The sequence below is a fragment of the Streptomyces lydicus genome, assembly GCF_001729485.1.
GTDB classification, from domain to species: Bacteria; Actinomycetota; Actinomycetes; order Streptomycetales; family Streptomycetaceae; genus Streptomyces; species Streptomyces lydicus_D.
Genome location: NZ_CP017157.1, coordinates 8,064,704 through 8,082,148 on the forward strand (window position 1 = coordinate 8,064,704; position 17,445 = coordinate 8,082,148).

19 protein-coding genes and 1 tRNA gene are annotated in these 17,445 nt (G+C 71.4%); 7 read left to right on the top strand and 13 right to left on the bottom strand.

The window, feature by feature from the left end:
* Positions 1-30 precede the first annotated feature (30 nt).
* The 4 genes from SL103_RS35010 to SL103_RS35025 form a co-directional block, all read right to left on the bottom strand.
* Positions 31-1,197: a lipid-transfer protein gene (locus SL103_RS35010; RefSeq protein WP_069573076.1), complete on the bottom strand. Its 1,167-nt coding sequence runs from the start codon at positions 1,195-1,197 to the stop codon at positions 31-33.
* Entirely contained in the window at positions 1,194-1,586 is a 393-nt protein-coding gene (locus SL103_RS35015; protein WP_208870079.1) for a MaoC family dehydratase, read from the bottom strand. The genes SL103_RS35010 and SL103_RS35015 overlap by 4 nt, the downstream gene beginning before the upstream one ends.
* A 145-nt stretch (positions 1,587-1,731) precedes the next feature.
* Entirely contained in the window at positions 1,732-2,622 is an 891-nt protein-coding gene (locus tag SL103_RS35020) for a bifunctional MaoC family dehydratase N-terminal/OB-fold nucleic acid binding domain-containing protein (protein WP_069574411.1), read from the bottom strand.
* A 361-nt stretch (positions 2,623-2,983) separates the two neighbouring features.
* Positions 2,984-3,292: a hypothetical protein gene (locus SL103_RS35025; protein ID WP_069573079.1), complete on the bottom strand. Its 309-nt coding sequence runs from the start codon at positions 3,290-3,292 to the stop codon at positions 2,984-2,986.
* 429 nt (positions 3,293-3,721) lie between these two features.
* Here SL103_RS35025 and SL103_RS35030 point away from each other — a divergent pair, with 429 nt between their 5' ends.
* Positions 3,722-4,663, top strand: coding sequence for a bifunctional DNA primase/polymerase (locus SL103_RS35030; RefSeq protein ID WP_244304120.1), 942 nt, complete (start codon positions 3,722-3,724; stop codon positions 4,661-4,663).
* Between the two features lie 87 nt (positions 4,664-4,750).
* On the opposite strand, the gene SL103_RS35035 is transcribed toward SL103_RS35030, so the two are convergent.
* The 5 genes from SL103_RS35035 to SL103_RS35055 all read right to left on the bottom strand — a co-directional run bounded on the left by SL103_RS35035 (position 4,751) and on the right by SL103_RS35055 (position 8,734).
* Positions 4,751-5,545 carry a class I SAM-dependent methyltransferase gene (locus SL103_RS35035; protein ID WP_069573080.1) on the bottom strand — a complete coding sequence of 265 codons (795 nt, stop codon included), beginning with the start codon at positions 5,543-5,545 and terminating at the stop codon, positions 4,751-4,753.
* A complete protein-coding gene (locus SL103_RS35040) occupies positions 5,542-6,132 on the bottom strand; it encodes a GNAT family N-acetyltransferase (RefSeq protein ID WP_069573081.1) in 591 nt (196 codons plus the stop codon). The genes SL103_RS35035 and SL103_RS35040 overlap by 4 nt, the downstream gene beginning before the upstream one ends.
* Positions 6,133-6,264: 132 nt before the next feature.
* On the bottom strand, positions 6,265-6,750 hold the full coding sequence (locus SL103_RS39475; RefSeq protein ID WP_079146144.1) for a peptidoglycan-binding protein: 486 nt from the start codon (positions 6,748-6,750) through the stop codon (positions 6,265-6,267).
* A 286-nt stretch (positions 6,751-7,036) separates the two neighbouring features.
* Positions 7,037-7,927: a DUF2268 domain-containing protein gene (locus tag SL103_RS35050; RefSeq protein ID WP_069573085.1), complete on the bottom strand. Its 891-nt coding sequence runs from the start codon at positions 7,925-7,927 to the stop codon at positions 7,037-7,039.
* A gap of 141 nt (positions 7,928-8,068) precedes the next feature.
* Positions 8,069-8,734 (bottom strand): hypothetical protein, encoded by a 666-nt coding sequence (locus SL103_RS35055; RefSeq protein ID WP_069573087.1) that lies wholly within the window; start codon positions 8,732-8,734, stop codon positions 8,069-8,071.
* 393 nt (positions 8,735-9,127) lie between these two features.
* Here SL103_RS35055 and SL103_RS35060 point away from each other — a divergent pair, with 393 nt between their 5' ends.
* Entirely contained in the window at positions 9,128-10,222 is a 1,095-nt protein-coding gene (locus SL103_RS35060) for a chemotaxis protein (protein ID WP_069573089.1), read from the top strand.
* Positions 10,223-10,299: 77 nt separating this feature from the next.
* On the opposite strand, the gene SL103_RS35065 is transcribed toward SL103_RS35060, so the two are convergent.
* Both SL103_RS35065 and SL103_RS35070 read right to left on the bottom strand, forming a co-directional pair.
* Positions 10,300-10,890, bottom strand: a complete 591-nt coding sequence (locus tag SL103_RS35065; protein WP_069573090.1) for a sulfocyanin-like copper-binding protein — start codon at positions 10,888-10,890, stop codon at positions 10,300-10,302.
* Positions 10,887-11,219 carry an SHOCT domain-containing protein gene (locus SL103_RS35070; protein WP_347877887.1) on the bottom strand — a complete coding sequence of 111 codons (333 nt, stop codon included), beginning with the start codon at positions 11,217-11,219 and terminating at the stop codon, positions 10,887-10,889. The genes SL103_RS35065 and SL103_RS35070 overlap by 4 nt, the downstream gene beginning before the upstream one ends.
* A 328-nt stretch (positions 11,220-11,547) precedes the next feature.
* Here SL103_RS35070 and SL103_RS35075 point away from each other — a divergent pair, with 328 nt between their 5' ends.
* On the top strand, positions 11,548-11,922 hold the full coding sequence (locus tag SL103_RS35075) for a hypothetical protein (RefSeq protein ID WP_164492948.1): 375 nt from the start codon (positions 11,548-11,550) through the stop codon (positions 11,920-11,922).
* 203 nt (positions 11,923-12,125) lie between these two features.
* A complete protein-coding gene (locus SL103_RS35080) occupies positions 12,126-12,311 on the top strand; it encodes a hypothetical protein (RefSeq protein ID WP_164492949.1) in 186 nt (61 codons plus the stop codon).
* Between the two features lie 94 nt (positions 12,312-12,405).
* Here SL103_RS35080 and SL103_RS35085 read toward each other — a convergent pair.
* Positions 12,406-12,492 (bottom strand) — tRNA-Ser (locus SL103_RS35085).
* A 50-nt stretch (positions 12,493-12,542) separates the two neighbouring features.
* Positions 12,543-14,063, bottom strand: a complete 1,521-nt coding sequence (locus SL103_RS35090) for a S1C family serine protease (RefSeq protein WP_069573093.1) — start codon at positions 14,061-14,063, stop codon at positions 12,543-12,545.
* Positions 14,064-14,566: 503 nt separating this feature from the next.
* On the opposite strand from SL103_RS35090, the gene SL103_RS35095 reads away from it, so the two are divergent.
* The 3 genes from SL103_RS35095 to SL103_RS35105 all read left to right on the top strand — a co-directional run bounded on the left by SL103_RS35095 (position 14,567) and on the right by SL103_RS35105 (position 17,299).
* Positions 14,567-15,415, top strand: a complete 849-nt coding sequence (locus tag SL103_RS35095; protein ID WP_069573095.1) for a glycerophosphodiester phosphodiesterase — start codon at positions 14,567-14,569, stop codon at positions 15,413-15,415.
* Positions 15,416-15,555: 140 nt separating this feature from the next.
* Entirely contained in the window at positions 15,556-16,143 is a 588-nt protein-coding gene (locus tag SL103_RS35100) for an ATP-binding protein (RefSeq protein ID WP_079146145.1), read from the top strand.
* 187 nt (positions 16,144-16,330) lie between these two features.
* On the top strand, positions 16,331-17,299 hold the full coding sequence (locus SL103_RS35105) for a DUF5926 family protein (RefSeq protein WP_069573096.1): 969 nt from the start codon (positions 16,331-16,333) through the stop codon (positions 17,297-17,299).
* Positions 17,300-17,445: the final 146 nt, after the last annotated feature.

The window sequence follows — 17,445 nt, forward strand, 5'->3', positions numbered from 1 at the left end:
CGCACCCCCGCGGACGACACCCCGTCGCCCTCAGTCGTCCGTCCCCAGCACCAGCCCCGACGTCGGTACTCCCGTGCCCGCCGTGACCAGCACCCGGGCCGCGCCGGGCACCTGGTTCACGGACGTGCCGCGCAGCTGGCGGACGGCCTCGGCGATGCCGTTCATGCCGTGCAGGTACGCCTCGCCGAGCTGGCCGCCGTGGGTGTTGAGCGGGAGGGCGTCCGCGGCCACGAAGTCGGCGGCCTCACCGGGCGCGCAGAAGCCGAACTCCTCCAGCTGCATCAGCACGAAGGGCGTGAAGTGGTCGTAGAGGATGGCCACATCGATGTCGGCGGGGGTGAGAGCGGCGGTGCGCCAGAGCTGGCGGGCGACCACGTTCATCTCGGGCAGGCCGGTCAGCTCGTCGCGGTAGAAGCTGGTCATCTGCTCCTGGGCGCGGCCGGCCCCCTGCGCGGCGGCGACCACGAGCGCCGGTGGCTGGCGCAGGTCGCGGGCGCGCTCCGGCGAGGTGACCACGAGCGCCTGTCCGCCGTCGGTCTCCTGGCAGCAGTCGAGCAGGCGCAGCGGCTCGACGATCCACCGGGAGGCCGCGTGGTCGGCGAGGGTGATCGGCCGGCCGTGGAAATACGCGGCCGGGTTGCGGGCGGCGTGCCGGCGACCGGTGACCGCGACGGGCCCGAAGGCGTCCGGGGTCAGCCCGTAGGTGTGGAGGTAGCGCTGAGCGGCCATGGCGACCCAGGACGCGGGGGTGAGCAGGCCGAAGGGGAGCACCCAGCCGAGCGCCGCGCCCTCGGCGGACGGCTCGCGCTGCTGGACGCCGGAGCCGAAGCGGCGGCCGGAGCGCTCGTTGAAGGCGCGGTAGCAGACGACCACGTCCGCGAGGCCGGTGGCGACGGCGAGGGCGGCCTGCTGGACGGTGGCGCAGGCCGCGCCGCCCCCGTAGTGGACCCGGGAGAAGAAGGACAGTTCACCGATCCCCGCGGCCTGCGCGAGGGTGATCTCGGGGGTGGTGTCCATGGTGAAGGTGACCAGGCCGTCGACGTCGGACGGGGTCAGTCCGGCGTCGTCGAGCGCGTGGTGCACGGCCTCGACGGCGAGCTTGAGTTCGCTGCGTCCGGAGTCCTTGGAGAACTCGGTCGCGCCGATGCCTGCGAGGGCGGCCCGGCCGGAGAGGGTGTCGCGGCGGTGCAGGCTCATGGCGCGTCCTCCGGGAGGTTCAGGGTGGCGGTGCCGGTGACGTGGTTGCCGAGTCCGTTGGCCCCCACGATCCGCACCGTCGCCGTACCGCCGGTCACCTCGGTGACGGTGCCCCGCAACGTCATGGTGTCCCCCGGGTAGTTGGGTGCGCCGAGGCGGATGGCGAGGGTGCGCAGGGTGCAGCGCGGCCCGAAGTGATCGGTGAGGTAGCGGCCCACCAGCCCGTTGGTGGTGAGGATGTTCATGAAGAGGTCCGGGGAGCCCTTCTCCCTGGCCGCCTCGGCGTCGTGGTGCACGTCCTGGTAGTCGCGGGAGGCGACGGCGCCGGCGACGATCAGGGTGCGGGTGAGGGGGATCTCCAGCGGCGGCAGCTCGTCACCGGCCGCCACAACCGGCCCCTCCGCACCCGCTCCCGCCACACCCGGCCCCTTCCCACCCGGCCCCGTCCCGCCTGATCCCTGCATCCCCGGCCCTCCTTGCGTGTCCGTCGGCCGTCAGGCCCGCCTGCGTCTCCCTCCGGGCGGCCCGGCCACCTCAGACCGCACCGTCCCCGACCGCACCGTCCCCGACCGCACGGAACACCGGCAGCTCCAACTCCGCGTCGACACGCAGGAACACGAGCCGCACGGCCATCCCGATCCGCACCTCGTCGTACGGCACGCCGATGACGTTGCTGACCATCCGCACCCCCTCGGCCAGCTCGATCAGCCCGACCGCGTACGGCGGGTCGAAGGCCGGGAACGGCGGGTGGTGCATCACCACGTACGAGTGAACCGTCCCGGTGCCGCGCGCCTCGACGGCGGTCCACTCGGGCGAGCCGCACGCGTGGCAGCCGGGCAGCCAGGGGAAGCGCGGCGTCCCGCAGCCGTCGCACCGCTGGATCAGCAGCCGGTGCTGCGCTACGCCTTCCCAGAACCCGGCGTTGTCCCGGTTGATCACCGGCCGCGGGCGCCGGGCCCTCGGCCCGGGCCGCGCCGGGGCGTACTTGAGGATCCGGAAGCGATGGGTGCCCGCGGGTTCGCCGTCCGCCCGGACGTCCATCCGGGTCGTCACGAAGTGCCCGGTCCCCAGCTTGGTGGTCTTGCGCTCCGAGACCGACTCGATCACCGCGTCGAAGGTGATCCGCTCACCGGGGCGCAGCGGCCGCAGGTACTCCTGCTCGCAGTCGGTCGCGACGACCGAGGTGAACCCGGCGCCGTCGAGCAGCCCGAACAGCTCCTCGTACGCCGCCGAGCGGTCCGTGTGGCCCGACAGCCCGCCCATCGTCCAGACCTGGAGCATGGTCGGCGGCGCGATCGCGTCGGGCCCGGCGTACGCGGGGCAGGCATCGCCCATCGCCTCGCACCAGTGCCTGATCATCGCCGCGTTGACCGGGTCCTTGCCGACGCCGGCGGTGGCGGCGGGCCGGCCCTCGTACGCCTTCAGGCGGGCGGTGAGGTCGGACGGCGGGGCCTCGTCGGCGGGACGGACCGGAACCTTCCGACGGCCCGGATCGTTCGAGGCGGTCACCCTCGCCTCCGGACGGGCCGGATCGTTCGAGACGCTCAACCTCGTCACCCCTCGGTGAAGACAACAGCCTTACGGACGAGCCAAGTTCGATGCGCGGCGACATCACGACCACGCGCGCACACGAACGAGCGGGTTTCTGACTGTCCGTCAGAAACCCGCTCGCTGTCAAGGCCGGTGCTGTGAACCCCGGAGCAGCCCCACTGCTCCCGGCACCGGCCTCGTCACCTCACCCCACCGGCCGGCCGCCACTCCCCATGGCGGCGGGCCGGGACCCGGGTCAGCCGATGTTGTTCCCGAAGCTGACGGTGGCGTTGTCCTGGTCGATGGCCGTGAAGCCGGAGCCGTTCACACTCGCGGTGTTGTTCTGGTTGGAGGCACCGGCGCCGTTGGCGACCTGCTGCCCATTGGTCGCGTTGCCGTGGTTGGAGCCGCCGATGAGGACGCCCCCCTGGCTCGTCGACGCAGCGCTGGAGCCATCGTTCGCGAAGCCGCCGTTATCGGCCTGCGCCACACCGGAGAGCAACGCCACCGCGAAGGGCAGCGCGGCGGCTACGGCGAGGGCACGGGCAGTACGGGTGCTTGCCATGTCTATTCCTCCTACGGAACACAACTTCTGGATCTGCGGTGCTGGACCCGACCTGCCGGACCCGTCTGCTCGATCCCGCTCGACCCTGATCCGGATTGCATGAACTCCGCTCACGCATCGGGTAGTTGGCCGACCACCGCGATGCTTTCTTCGACGTCGCGACCTCAGGATTGCCCACCGGATCCCCGGCGAACCCGTAGCGAAGGGGCGATTCCCCCGCAAGCATGAGGAAGCCCGGGTAAACCCCGGTCGCCCCACCTCATCCCCCTGCCTCCCCGCCCCTCGCACCCCGACGGGTTCATCGCCCGCCGGAGCCCTCGGCCCGCAAGGGTCACGGACTCCCCCCGCCCGGCCCCGCACACCCGGCGCACGGACCACCCTCCGCACGCCCCCCTTCCCTTCGTCGAACATTCGTACGAAAATGGAGCCATGGCCATGCACCGACGCCATGCCGAACCACCCGCCGCCCGCCGGTCCGATCCGCCCGCCGACGCCCCGGAACCACCCGCCGCCCGTCCTGCCGAACCCCCGACCGACGCGCACGCCGCGGCGCTCGCCCACGCCCTGCGCGCCGCCGAGCACGGATACCCGGTCATCCCGCTGACCCGCGGCAAGCTCCCCGCCATCCGTTCCCCGCACCGCGGCCACCCCGAGGTCCCGCCCTGCCGCGGCGGCTGCGGGCGCCCCGGACACGGCGTGCACGACGCGAGCACCGACCCGCTCACGGTCCGCCGGCTGTTCGCCACCGCCCCCTGGGCGACGGGCTACGGCATCGCCTGCGGACGGGCCCCGCACCACCTCATCGGCCTCGACCTCGACACCAAGAACGGCGCCGACGGCGTCATCGCCCTGCGCTTCCTCGCCGAGGAGCACGGCTTCCCGATCCCGCAGACGGTCGTCGTCCGCACCCCGAGCGGCGGCTGCCACCTCTGGCTCACCGGCCCCCCGGCCCCGCCCGTCCCCAATTCGGCCGGCCGGCTCGCGCCCGGCATCGACGTACGCGGGGCGGGTGGCTACCTGGTCGGCCCCGGCTCGCTCACCACCCACGGCCGGTACGTCCTGGCCCCGGGCTGCGCCTCGCACCCCGCGCCGGCCCCGGCCGCCCTGCTCCACCTGCTCGCGGCCCCGCCCCCGACCGCCCACCGCGATCCCGCGCCCGGCGCCCCGCCCCAGCCCGCCGCCGCCCTCGTACGCTTTGTCCGCACCGCTCCGGACGGTCAGCGCAACGCCCGCCTCTTCTGGGCCGCCTGCCGCGCGTACGAATCCGGGCTCGGCCGGGAACTCACCGAGCGCCTCACGGAGGCCGCTTGCCACACCGGCCTCTCGGAACAGGAGGCCCGCGCCACCATCGCCTCAGCAGCCCACCGCTGACGCATCCCCGACCACCTCACCGCCCGGTACGGCCCCGGACGACCGTGCCCGAGACCCCCACCGGCCCCACCGCCCCCTCACTCGCCCTTACGGGACTCGCCCCGACGGCTCACCCTTACGGGACTCACCCTTACGTGCCTCGATCAGGAAACGCGTCGTGTGCGCCACGAAAGGCCCCCGCTCGCGGATCGCCGCGTCCAGCTCCCGCAGCCGGTCCCGGTACTGCTCAACGGTGAAACCGGGCACCATCCACACCACCTTCCGCAGGAAGTAGACGACCGCCCCGATGTCGAAGAACTCGGTCCGCAGCGACTCGAAGCGCAGGTCGACGACCTCCAGCCCGGCCTCCTCCGCGGCCCGCCGCGCATCCTCCGGGTGACGGGCCCGCCGCACGTGCTCCGGCTGCGGCCCCAGAAAGTACTCCACCAGCTCGAACACGCTCGCCGGGCCCACCTGTTGGGACAGATACGTGCCGCCCGGCCGCAGCACCCTGGCGATCTCCTCCCACCACACGGTCACCGGGTGGCGGCTCGTCACCAGGTCGAAGGCCGCCGCACCGAACGGCAGCGGCGGCTCGTCCGCATCGGCCACCACCACCGCGCCGCGCGGGTGCAGCAGCGCCGTGGCCTTGGCGACATTTGGCGGCCAGGACTCCGTGGCGACCATCAGCGGCGGCAGCTTCGCCGCACCGGCGAGCACCTCACCACCACCCGTCTGGATGTCCAGCGCCGCCGACGCCCGCGCCAGGCGCTCACTCATCACCCGCTGATAGCCCCACGAGGGCCGCTGCTCGGTGGCCCGCCCCGCCAGCCACGAGAAGTCCCACCCCTCGACCGATACGGCCTCGGCCTCGGCCACCAGTTCCTCGAAAGATCGCGTCATGCCCCCACACTCACCGGCCCCGACCCGCCCTGCCAGGGAATTACCTCACCCGGCTCGCCCACCGGGAAGGTGAACTCCGGCCGGTCCCACATCACGGCCGGGGGATTCGCCGGCACCGTTCCGCTCGGCCGGGCGCCCATGCTGCGGTAGAACCCCTCGGCCGGCGGATGCGAGACCACGCGCACGCTTTCCACCCCGATACGCCGCGCCTCACCCCGCATGTGCTCGACCAGCCGGCGCCCGATGCCGCGCCCCTGCGCCTCGTCCGCAACAAACATCAAATCCAGCTCGGCCGGATCGGCAATCAAGGAATAAAACCCGAGCACCCGCCCCGTACGGAATTCAGCACCAGCGGATTCAGCATTCGAGGAATCCGTCTCCACCGCAACAAAAACCCGGTGCGCCTCGATATAGTCCGGCCCCACTCGATACCCGGAAACCATCGCCGCATATCGCCCCTCGTACGCACCCGAGCTGCGCACCAAGCGGGTCAACCGCGCAGCATCACGTTCCTCGGCGCGGCGTATCACCACCCCCGCCGAACTCCCCCGTCCATGAAATTCCCCCCGCCTTCGCCCTTTCCCCATTCCGCCCGCTCCCTTTCATTTTCAGTGCCGCACCACATCCCCCTCCCCCCTCCGACGATACCGCCGCCCCCGCATGACAGCCCCGCCACGCCCTGGCAGTGCGTGGCGGGGAACTCGCAGATTTCCGTGCGGTCAGTCAGATCCCCATTCCTCGGGTGAAGGTGCCGGAACCCGGAGCCGGTTCCAGGACGTCTGCCCCGGCCAACCGTCCGCGTCCGCCCCGGTGAACCCCAGCTGCCGCTGGAAGCAGGCGTACGCCTGCCGGTGCTTCTCGTTCCACCTGGGCCCGGGTCCGCTGAACCCGTAGGCGTCGCCGCAGCCCTCGTCGACGAGCCGCAGCCCCATGTGCAGGATGATGGGGCTTTCGGGGGGCGGCAGGGCCTTGAAGAACTGTGCACCGGGGAACGGCACGAGGTCCGGCTCCCCGGGGCCGGGCTGGGGAGCCGACGCCCGCCCGACGATGAGCCGCTGGCCGACCCGGATGATGTTCGGGTCCGGAATGTTGTTCCAGATCTGAAGCTGCTTCACAGTGGTGTGGAAGCGGGCGGCGATGGCGCCGAGCGTGTCGCCTTCCACAACGGTATAAATCTTGTCCTGTGTTGTCTGTTGAGTGCTCATGCCACTCACGCTAGAAGGCTTTACCCACCTTCGCACGTTCTCGCAAATGATCGAATTAATGACATCCGTGGAATGCGCTGGGCATATTCTAGACCCGCTCCACACCCACCGCACCCCCAATTAGTTGACCGGTCACTGAAACCCGCATTATTGGTTGACCGGTCACTGAAACCCGGCGTCAACCAAAATTCCCGCCCCCGCCAAAAATGCACCACGAAATAATTGAACGAACCACGGCCGAAGAAGGGCTGGGTGGACCCCCCGCGCCCCTCCGCGGGACGGTCGGTCACACGCCCGTCGGCACACCCGCATTGAGCAGGATTTCGCGCGCCGGCAGGGCGGTGCTCTGCGCGGCGGTCAGCCCGGACGCCGCACGATGCGCGTCCACGATCCGCACCCCGGCCGCGTAGCCGGCGAAGTCCGGGAGCCCCACGGGCCGCTGCCCCATACGCTCCGCGGTGGCGTCGCCCAGCACGTACGCGGTCAGGTTCCGCATCCCCGCCACGTCGATACCGGCGGTGATCTTGTCGTAGGCGCTGTCCAGCCCGGCGCCGCTCAGCGCCGTCGACCACGGCCCCATGGCCTGCTCGCCGGCCAGTTCCCGCACGAACACCTCGGCCAGCCCCTCGGCGACGACCTGTTCCCCCACCGTGACGGCCGCCGGGTCCCAGGCGACGTTCGCGTAGCGCACATTGTGATGAAGCTCGTGCGCGGCGCCGTAGCCGATCTTCTTCAGGCTCGTCTCCGTGGGCCACATGACCAACTGGATCGCCCCCGGAATACCGCCCACCCCGAGATAGCCGGCGCTGCGCCGCGTCAGGTGGTCATCATCGGGATCACCGAGCACCACCACGACGTGCACGGTCTCGGCATGCTTGATCCCGGGCACCGCTCCGCTGATCCGCTCCCACGCCCCGGCGAGGCACTCCTCGATCCGTTCCCACACCCCCGCGTCCCGCATCCGCCGCACCGCGGCCAGATACCGCGGGTCCTCCCGGTCCAGCGGGAATCCACTCCCCATCCGGTGCATCTGCACCAGATCGACCTCACCCATCACGGCCGCCAGCACGCCCTGCAGCGGCCCGAGCATCTCCCGCAGGGCACCGGGCCGCTCCGGCAACGGACGCTGCAGGAGGTCGACCATGGCGGACGCCGTGTCATGCACAACAATCTTCATGCCCCGGGACCGTAAGCCCTCCTCCAACGGGAGGCTCAAGCCCCGCCTCCACGGGCGGCGTTGCCGGCACCGCTACTGCCGGCCCGGAGGTCGGCCGGCCACCACCGTGTCGGTGCGGGGCCACCACGTCGGTGCGGGGACTTACGGGTGGTACTTCTCCTCGACCGTCTCGGCAGCACCGGACTTGCGGTCCATGGTGACGCGGACGGTCACGCTGCTGGTCTTCGCGGCCGTCTCCAACTGGTCCACGGTGCACTTCGAGGTGCCGTAACCGTCCTTGCCGATGGTCACGCGGCCGTCGGTGTCGGAGCAGATCGCGGCTGCGCCGAGGATCCGCGTGGCGTTGGCGACCAGGAATGCCTGGTCCGTGCCGCCGCCCTGGGGCTTGACGATCAGCTTGCCGGGCGCGAGGTACTCCAGCGTGCCGACGAGCGTGCGGTGGGCACCCGCGTGAGCGACGCCGCCCCCGGCGGAGGCGGACCCACCGCCGGCCCTGCCGGAGCCTGCGCCGGTGCCCGAACCGCCGCCGGCGGACGGCGCCTTGGCGGACTGGCCGCCGTTCCGGCCCTGCGTGCCGGAGTCGTCCGGGGCGGAGCCACCCGTGGGCCCGGTCGGTGCCGAGGGGTGCTGCGCGTCGGACGCGGCCGAGGAGCCCGCGGAGCCGGCGGCGCCCGCCGTCCCGTCGCCCTGCCCGCAAGCCGTGGTCCCCAGGCCCAGCGCCGCGGCGGCGACGACGGCGGCGGCGAGGCGGCGGCCGGCGCGGCCGCGGAAGCGGCGGGTGGCGGTGGTGGCGGTGGCGGTGTTCATCGTGTTTCTCCCGTTGCTGCGTTCGCTCGTCTCGCTCTCGGACGACCATCAGCCTCGAAGATCGAGTTGGCGTCCTGCTAACAGACGGCTAATGCGGCACAGCGGCGCACCACGGCACGCGCGCCCCCGCGCAGGCTCTCCGCAAGGCCGGCCGACCCACCTCCCCCACCACGATTCGTCCCCGAAAGATCAAGAACGCACCGACTCGCGAGTACCGCCACATCGGGACAAGATATTGCTTTACGGGGCACGAAAGGGGGGGGAAGCGGGGAAGCTCTGACAGAGCAGCTCGCCGGACCCCGGAGATCGCCCCGCGGACGGCCGCGACGGCCGCCGTGCCGCCTCCCGGAGCCCCGCCCCGGCATCTGGCCGAACCAGCAGGAAGGCACCCCCATGGACCCCGTGCTCAGCAGTGACGTGCTCGCCGAGCTGCGCCGGCCCCGCCCGTACCCTGCCGTCTCCCTCGTGATGCCGACGCACCGCCGCGAACCGGAGAACGCCCAGGACCCGGTACGCCTGCGCAACCTGGTCGCCGAAGCGGAGAAGGCCGTCCAGCGCGATCCCAACGTGTCCCGCGAGGGGCGCCTCAAGGTCCTCGACCAATTGCGCCGGGCCGTGGCGGAGGTCGATCTCGTCCACGCCGAGGACGGGCTCATCATCTACGCGGCGCAGGGCGAACACCAGGTGTGGTCGGTGGCCCGCACCGTGCCGGAGCGCGTGGTCCTCGCCGACACCTACCTCACGCAGAACCTCGTCGCGGCCCAGGCCGCTGAGCAGCCCTATTGGGCACTGGCGGTGGCCGCCGACCGGGTCTCGCTGTGGAACGGCGAGCCGCAGCGCGCCGCCGAGCACACCCGTGACGGCTTCCCGCTCACCCGGAGCCTGGTGGATCCGGACGCAGAGCGAAAGGAACAGGTCGGCGACCTGCCCAGCACCTTCCAGGACGAGGCCACCCGACACTTCCTGCGCGAGGCGTACCAGAGGCTGCGGGCCGTCCTCGCCGCCGAACCCCGCCCCCTCTACGTGATCGGGTCGTCCGCCGCCCTGGCCCTCCTGGAGGACCTCGGGCCCCTCGGCCCGGACACCATGATCGTCGAGCGCGGCGGTCTCGCCGACGGACCGGCCGTCGCCGTGCGGGAGGCCGTCGATCCCCTGCGCACCGCGCGCGAGTCCGCGGCGACGTCCACGGTCGTCGCCGAGCTGGACATCGCCCACGGGCGGCACGAGTTCGCGGGCGGCATCGACGAGGTCTGGCAGGCCGTGAAGGAGGCGCGGGTGCGGCTGCTCGCCGTGGAGGACCACTACCAGACCGTCGTACGCGAGGAGGGCGGTCACCTGGAGCCCACGGACGCCGCCCGGTCCGGAGCACGCGATGACATGATCGACGAGATCGTCGAGCAGGCTCTGGAAGCCGGCACCGAGGTCCGCTTCGTACCCGACGGCACCCTCACCGACCAGGGCCGCATCGCAGGCGTACTGCGCTACTGACGCGCCCGCAGGCACAACAGGGCTGCTCCCCCAACCAAGACCAAGTAAGTAGGTAAGCCCGCTTCCGCCGTTTCGAATTATCGGCCCGTGACGTCGAGTTCGACGTGCATGCCGGCGGCGTAGTGGCCGGGGAAGTTGCAGACGAGTTCGTAGCGCCCCGGGTGCAGCGTGAGCGTGACCCAGCCCGTCGTGCCCGGGGTGATGCCGTTGCCGCTGCCCGCGTGGCAGCTGCGAGAGGCTTCGCCCAGGCTGCCCGTCTCGCTGATCCGTCCGTCCGGCCCGGTGGGCCTGTCTCCCACGGACCGGCCCGCCGCCAGCGGGAGCACCAGGACTTCGTGGGTGAGGGCACCGTCGTTCCGCACCCGCAGCGAGACGGTCCCGGCCGGGACCGTGGCCGGGTGAACGGTCAGCCGCAGCATGGCCCTGGGGTGGCGACCAGGAGCGTGACTCATCGTGCCCGGAGCCGTGTCGGCCGCGGTCACGTCCACGGTGCGGCCCGGTAGAGCGGGCGCCGCGCAGCGTGCGGCCGGGACCGTCCGCCCCGGGGGACCTGGGGCGCGGTGGGGGCCGATGGTGGCGAGCAGGACGGTCGAGGCGATGCCCAGCACCACGGCTGCGGCTGCCCCGGCGATGACCAGCCACAGGGTCCGGCGACGTGGCGTGGTCACCGATGCTCCCGTAGCACCGTGAGACGACGTTTGTACTCGTCCTCGTCGATCTCCCCGCGTGCGAATCGTTCCGCGAGCAGACCCTCCGCCCGCCCGGCACTCCATCCGCTCTCGCCGGACGCGGTCGGGCCGCTCTGCCTGCTGCGGCCGGCGCCGGTGAGGTAGTGGGTGAGGGCGATGATTCCGGCGATCAACAGTCCCCAGAACAGAATCATGATCACGGCCATGAGGACCCATCCACCCGAGCCCCAGCCGCCGTACCACATCACACCGAACACCTTCTCCGGCTGGTCAACCGTCCACAATCCCAGGATCGCGCGGTGCGGCACCGCTGTCTCGCCGGGACTGGGCGGCCCATGTGAACGCGGCGAGCACGTGCGGCGCCCACCTCCCGACGGCCGGTGAAGCCCGTTCACATGCGTGCCGGTTCCGCACCGGAGTCGGTGAACTCAATTGTCCAACAACCATCCAGGGATGCCGGCAGCAAACTGCGCATCCCGCAACCAGCCAATTCGACCGCAAACTTCTTATTGCAGGCATCGGTTGACCATCTGCCCGTCCATGCAGTGAAGTCCAAACTCCGGGCCGTTGTAGAGTCCCCTTATATCCGAGTGACACATGTCACCGGAGCAGTGCGACTAATGGGGGGGCTCAAGCGTGCGCAAGCGATTCAGAGGAGTACTGGCCGCCGGTATGGCGGTGGCCGCCACCATCGGCGGGATCGGTCAGGCGACGGCCGCGGGGGACACCTACGTCGCGTCTTATTTCGACAAAACCTGCCTCCGGGCCGAAGTCTCCTTCAAGAGCGATGGCGAGATCTGGACGATCTCCGACAAATGCGAGGACGGTCACGCCGTAGCCGTGCAGACCAAGTCGCCTTACAGCTGGACCAACTATTACCGAGGCGGTTGGGCCAACCAGAGCAAGACCATCGACAGCTCCTACCCGGAGGGCACAAAGGTCACCTTCCGGGCCTGCGCGGAGTTCGGCCAGACCTTGCGCTGTGGTGAGTGGGCTACCGCCATCGCGTGACCGGCCTCTCTCGCCGTGTGCTGCACTCCGCTCACCGGAGTGCAGCCCCAGAGCCTCTCTCCACCCCGGCTCCACACGCTCGCTTCGCGGTGCCTCAGGCTTCGTTCAGGTCATGCGGGAATTCGGCAATTCCCTTTCGAGCCCGGGCGGAGTTTGACGCCAAGAGCGAGAAGCTTCTGGTCCGGAACGAAGTGGACTTCAAGGTGAACTCCGTACTGTCCTGGAAGAACAGCTCCGGGAAAATCCACACCGCATTGAACAAGTGGGTCGCTGCTGGCGGCGCTCAGTCCTGGAAGTTTTCGCTGCCCGACGGCGCTGAGATCGCGCTCGCCGTAGGCGACAACGACGCCAAGGCGGGGCAAGCAGGCATGACCACTCTCCGCGCCTGAACCCAGCCACTACCTCACGGCACGGGAGCGGCGCAGACAGAAGGAAAGAAGCGGCCCCCGACCGGGAGTTCCCAGGTCAGGGGCCGTATGTCCGCGGAGGCTGTGGGATTTGAACCCACGGTGACGTTGCCGCCACGACAGTTTTCAAGACTGTTCCCTTAGGCCGCTCGGGCAAGCCTCCCCGCGGCACCGGCGCGGTGGGCGCGGGTGTCGCGGGATCAGACTAGCGCGTCACTTGTCGCCCGTGCGCTGGCCCAGGGTGACTTTGGCGGTGTGCTCCTTGCCGCCGCGCTTGTAGGTCAGGGTGACCTCGTCGCCGGGCTTGTGCTGCCAGATCTCGCTGATCAGGGTGGGGCCGCTGTCGATGACGGTGTTGTCGAGCTTGGTGATGGTGTCGCCGGGCTTGAGGCCCGCCTTGTCGGCCGGGCCGTTCGGGGTGACCGCTTCGGAGCCGTTGTTGCCGCTCTGGGCGATGGTGGCGCCGTCGCCGGACTCCCGCATGCCGACCTGGACGCCGATCTGCGGGTAGACCGGCTTGCCGGTCTTGATCAGGTCCTGGGCCACCCGCTTGGCCTGGTCGATGGGGATGGCGAAGCCCAGGCCGATGCTGCCGGACTGGCCGGACTCGCCGCCCAGGCCGCCGCCGTTGCCGGCCGACTGGATGGCGGAGTTGATGCCGATGACGTTGCCGCCGGCGTCCATCAGCGGGCCGCCGGAGTTACCGGGGTTTATCGACGCGTCCGTCTGCAGGGCGCTCATGTACGAGGCGCTGCTGCCGCCGCCGTCGCTGGAGGCCACCGGGCGGTCCTTGGCGCTGATGATGCCGGTGGTGACCGTGCCGGAGAGGCCGAAGGGCGCGCCGATCGCGATCGTGGCGTCGCCGACCTGGACGTTGGAGGACTTCCCCAGCGGGAGGGGGTTGAGGGTGGCGCCGGAGGCGTTCTTGAGCTTGATCACGGCGACGTCGTAGCCCTGGGCGTGGCCGACGACCTCGGCGTCGTACTTCTTGCCGTTGGAGAACGTCGCGGTGAGCTTGCCCCCGTCGGCCGCGCTGGCGACGACGTGGTTGTTGGTGAGGATGTGGCCCTGTTTGTCGTAGATGAAGCCGGTGCCCGTGCCGCCCTCACCGGTGGCGCCCTGCGCCTCGATGGTGACGACGCTGGGCAGCGCCTTCTGCGCTATCCCCGAGACCGAGGTGGGCTTGCGGTTGAGCGCACCGGCATCGCCGGTCGCGGAGACCGTCGTCGAGGCGCTGTCGTCGCGGCCCGCGGCCCAGAAGCCGATGCCGCCGCCGACCCCGCCGGCGACCAGCGCGGCCACCAGGACCGCGGCGATCAGCCCGCCGTTGCGCCGCTTGGGGGCGGACGGGTCGGGCGCCGCCCAAGGGTTGCCGCCACCGCCGTACGGGGGCTGGCCCCAGCCGCCGGGGGTGGAACCGTGGCCGGCTGCGGTGTACGCCGGGATCCGGGCGGTCTGCTCGGCGCCGGGCACGGGGGCCGGGCCGTCGGCCGGGTGGCCGGGCTGCTGCGGGTACCCGGCGGCCGGCGGCATGGCGCCGGGCTGCCCGCCGTGCGGCGCGGCGGCCGACGGGGCGAAGTCCGGCGGCGGGGGCGCCGCCGGCGGCATGCCGGGCGCGGGCGGGGTGTGCGGAGCCTGGGCGCCGGAGGCGGACGCGGGGGCGCTGTCCGGCTTCGGCCCGGTCGGCGGCTCGGCCTCCGACGGGACGGCGGCTCCCTCGTTCTCGGTGCTCACAGCTCTCTCCTCAGCTTCACGCGGGCCTTACGGTCCGTACGGGTCCGATGGCTCGTACGGGTCTTGCGGGCGGTACGGGTCGTGCGGGGCCCGCGGCGCCTCGCCGCGGGCTTCACCGGCCCCTACCCCGAAACCCAGGATTCAGGATCCGGGCGATTCGGGCGAGTCCCGGTCCGCCGGTCCGGGCCGGGCCGGCGGTCTGCGAGACCCGGCCCGCGTGCCGGCCGGCGATCCGCCGGCCCGTACACGGGCGAGTCTCCGTCCCAAGCCTTTCCCACCACGCGTCAGAGCGCCGTAAGCCGAGGCTGTGACTGTGCCCTCATCCTTTATCCCGGACAATTCCGGCGCATCCCTTGTTCCGCATCCGGTGCATCCGTCCTTTCGCGTCCGGGGTCTCCGGTTCCGCTTCCGGTACGTCGCCCGCCCGGCGTCCGGCGCGTTCCCCGTTGGGAGCGCGGGATACACACCGGCGGCGCGGCGGCGGTGGATGGCACGATAACGCGGTGACCTATGCACGCCCCGCCCAGGACGCCCGTCCGGGCCGTCCCGCCATTTCCGTCGTGGCCCACCGAGGCGCTTCCGAGGAGGCCCCGGAACACACCCTGGCCGCTTATCGCAGAGCGATCGAGGACGGTGCGGACGCGCTGGAGTGCGATGTCCGGCTGACCGCGGACGGCCATCTGGTGTGCGTCCACGACCGGCGGGTGAACCGCACCTCCAACGGGCGCGGTGCGGTCTCCGCCCTTGAGCTCGCCGATCTCGCCACGCTCGACTTCGGCTCGTGGAAGGACGAGGCGGCCTACGGGGACGAGGCTCCGGACCGGCAGCACGAGGACCCGGAGCGGACGTCCGTCCTGACGCTGGAGCGGCTGCTGGAGCTGGTCGCGGACGCCGACCGGCGGGTCGAGCTGGCCATCGAGACCAAGCATCCGACGCGCTGGGCCGGACAGGTGGAGGAGCGGCTGGTCGAACTGCTGGGCCGGTTCGGGCACACGGAACCGGCCGTGCACGCCGACCAGATCTCGCCGGTCCGGGTCATGAGCTTCTCGGCGCGCTCGCTGCACCGGATCCGGACCGCGGCGCCCGGCATCCCGGTCGTCTACCTCATGCAGTTCCTCACCCCCCGGTACCGCGACGGCCGGCTGCCGGACGGTGTCGGTATCGCGGGCCCCGGTATACGGATCCTCCGCTCGCACCCCGATTACGTCGCCAAGGCCCACCGCGCGGGCCACCAGGTCCACGTCTGGACGGTCAATGACGCCGCCGATGTCGAGCTGTGCCAGGAATTGGGCGTGGATGCGGTTATTACAAATCGCCCGAAACAGGTGCGAATGCAACTGGGCCTTGGCTAAAGCCCATCACAGGGTGTGCACCGGCGCATTCGGCTCGTATTCGATCGTGTTCAATGCGTCACTGAGTGCTGCTTGGCCGGTTTCCGGTCCAGTCCATTGGGGCATTCATCCCGTGGCGTGGGGCAAAGGAGGTCTCGGGGGTGGCGTTGGTGGTGGCACAAGAGGTGCCGACGTCGTCGATCATGGCCGTACCTCATGGCCCAGCGGGTGTGGGCATGGCCAGGCGACGCATGCGAGAAGAGCTGTTGGCAAGTGGAGTTCAGGACAGCGTCGTCGATGACGCGGTTCTTATCCTTTCGGAGCTGTTGAGCAATTCCTGTCGGCATGCGCGTCCGATATACGACAACGGGTCGTACGGTTCCGCGCGCGCCGCGTCGAAGGACCCGTCGTGCGAGGCCGGACCGGCATCCGTCCGGGCGTCCTGGCGCATCGACGCACAGGGACGGCTGACCGTCGCGGTCACGGACGGCGGTGGCCCGACCCGGCCCCTTCCGGCCACTCCGTCGGTCACCGCCCACGGCGGCCGCGGACTGGCGATCATCCGGTCGCTCGCCAAGGACTGGGGCGTGCGTGACACCGTCGCCGGCGAGGTGACGGTCTGGGCGGTCCTCTCCCTGCAGGGCGCCTTCGCTACGCGCGTGGACCTGAAGCCGGACCTACCGGCCTCGCTCGCGCCCGGCGGATGGCCGCTGGGGCCGGCCTTCGCGGACCTCGAGGACCTGGCCTAGCGCGCACACCCGGAAGCGGCCCGTGGCGCGCGGGCACCGCCCGTCCGGGGCGGGTTGGCCCGGCGCGCGGGCGGGGCGGCGCGGGACACGGCGGTATCCACAGGCGGACACGGCCTCGTACGCGATCCTCTAGGCTCGCGCCGAAACGCGTCCGTACGCCGAGGATCGACCAGGAGACACCGCCGTTATGGCCAAGAAGCGCCGCCCCCAGCCCCAGTCCGCAGCACCGCAGTTCACGGGCGGTGAGGTGCCGGTCGTCGGCGCTCGTGAGCCCTGCCCTTGCGGGTCGGGCCGCCGGTACAAGGCGTGTCACGGGCGGCGCGCGGCGCACGCCGCCACCGAGCTGGTGCAGCGCCCCTTCGAGGGACTGCCCGGTGAGTGCGACTGGGTGGCGCTGCGGGAGCTGGTTCCGGCGGCCACCGCCGAGTTGACCCTCAAGGGCGGGCTGCCCGAGGGCGTGCCGTCCGTGACGCTCGCGACCGTCCTCCCGATGGCGTGGCCCGCGCTGCGCCGCGAGAACGGCGCGGTGCTGCTCGGCCTGCAGAACGACACCGCCACCGGCGACCTCAGCCGCGACCTCGCCGACACCCTGCAGCGCGCCCTGGCCACGGAACCGGGCAACCCGGTCGCCGCCGAGCGGCCCGCCGCCGACGGCCCCCGGCTGCAGGACCTGCTCGACACGGACGCCCCTTTCGAGCCGACCGTGCACACCGGATTCGAGTTCTGGGTGGAGAACGCCGAGAACGCCACCGGTGAGGTCGCCGCTTCCCTGGAGCGGGCCAACGCGGCCGCCGTCCCCACCGCGCGGATCCCCGGTCTGGAGGGCGCCTACTGGTGCGAGGCCCCGGAGAAGAACCACCTGCGCTGGGTGACCGCCCACCCCGAGGAGAAGCTGCTGGACGCGCTCGCCCGGCTGCACGCGGCGGGCACCTCCTCGCTCGGCGAAGACACCCGTCTGGTGGGCTCGTTCCGCGCCCACGGATTGGTCGTTCCGGTCTGGGACCTGCCCTCGTCGATGGGGGCCGAGGACGTCGCCAAGCCGGCCGCGGCGTTCGCCGAGCGGCTGGCCGAGGCCCTGGCCGCCACCACCCCGCTGACCCCCGAGGAGCGCCGGGCCCGCGGCGGGCTCACCAACCGTCAGATCACCCTGAGCTGACGAGGACGGCGGCCGCGCGGGCCGCCCCGTACGCCTCGGCGGCGCTCGCGTGACACCGGTCACACGTGCGCACCTGCCGGTAAACGGGCGTCCGGAAATCCACGATCGAATTTGCTCACAGCAGATCTCTTGTTACGGTTCTAGAA

What these genes read in the sequence shown, in the direction of transcription:
- SL103_RS35010 (WP_069573076.1), bottom strand. Translation starts at nt 1,197, where the DNA reads ATGAGCCTGCACCGCCGCGACACCCTCTCCGGCCGGGCCGCCCTCGCA.
- SL103_RS35025 (WP_069573079.1), bottom strand. Translation starts at nt 3,292, where the DNA reads ATGGCAAGCACCCGTACTGCCCGTGCCCTCGCCGTAGCCGCCGCGCTG.
- SL103_RS35030 (WP_244304120.1), top strand. Translation starts at nt 3,722, where the DNA reads ATGGCCATGCACCGACGCCATGCCGAACCACCCGCCGCCCGCCGGTCC.
- SL103_RS35035 (WP_069573080.1), bottom strand. Translation starts at nt 5,545, where the DNA reads ATGACGCGATCTTTCGAGGAACTGGTGGCCGAGGCCGAGGCCGTATCG.
- SL103_RS35040 (WP_069573081.1), bottom strand. Translation starts at nt 6,132, where the DNA reads ATGGGGAAAGGGCGAAGGCGGGGGGAATTTCATGGACGGGGGAGTTCG.
- SL103_RS39475 (WP_079146144.1), bottom strand. Translation starts at nt 6,750, where the DNA reads ATGAGCACTCAACAGACAACACAGGACAAGATTTATACCGTTGTGGAA.
- SL103_RS35050 (WP_069573085.1), bottom strand. Translation starts at nt 7,927, where the DNA reads ATGAAGATTGTTGTGCATGACACGGCGTCCGCCATGGTCGACCTCCTG.
- SL103_RS35055 (WP_069573087.1), bottom strand. Translation starts at nt 8,734, where the DNA reads ATGAACACCGCCACCGCCACCACCGCCACCCGCCGCTTCCGCGGCCGC.
- SL103_RS35060 (WP_069573089.1), top strand. Translation starts at nt 9,128, where the DNA reads ATGGACCCCGTGCTCAGCAGTGACGTGCTCGCCGAGCTGCGCCGGCCC.
- SL103_RS35105 (WP_069573096.1), top strand. Translation starts at nt 16,331, where the DNA reads ATGGCCAAGAAGCGCCGCCCCCAGCCCCAGTCCGCAGCACCGCAGTTC.